Here is a 210-nt window from a genome sequence, read left to right as displayed (position 1 = left end):
GTGCCTTCTCGTAGTTTCTCTTTACCTTCTCCAGATCCAATTTCAGCCTACCAAAAACTAACAGAAACCAATCCAAGTCCTTACCTGTTTTATTTAAAGGACAGTGATTTCAATTTATTTGGAGCCTCGCCAGAGAGCGCGATTAAATTTACACAAGACACACTAGATGTTGAAATTTACCCTATCGCAGGTACGCGTCGTCGTGGTTTT

The 210-nt window shown here is 41.0% G+C and carries 1 protein-coding gene; it reads left to right on the top strand.

Annotation, left to right across the window (positions count from 1 at the left end; genetic code table 11):
- Positions 1–210 (top strand): chorismate-binding protein (locus V6255_RS18990; RefSeq protein ID WP_341629485.1); only part of this gene is annotated, 210 nt, incomplete at both ends.

The sequence above is a fragment of the Psychromonas arctica genome (genome assembly GCF_038155225.1).
Classification (GTDB): domain Bacteria; phylum Pseudomonadota; class Gammaproteobacteria; order Enterobacterales; family Psychromonadaceae; genus Psychromonas; species Psychromonas arctica_B.
This window is presented reverse-complemented; position numbering and strand designations above follow the sequence as displayed.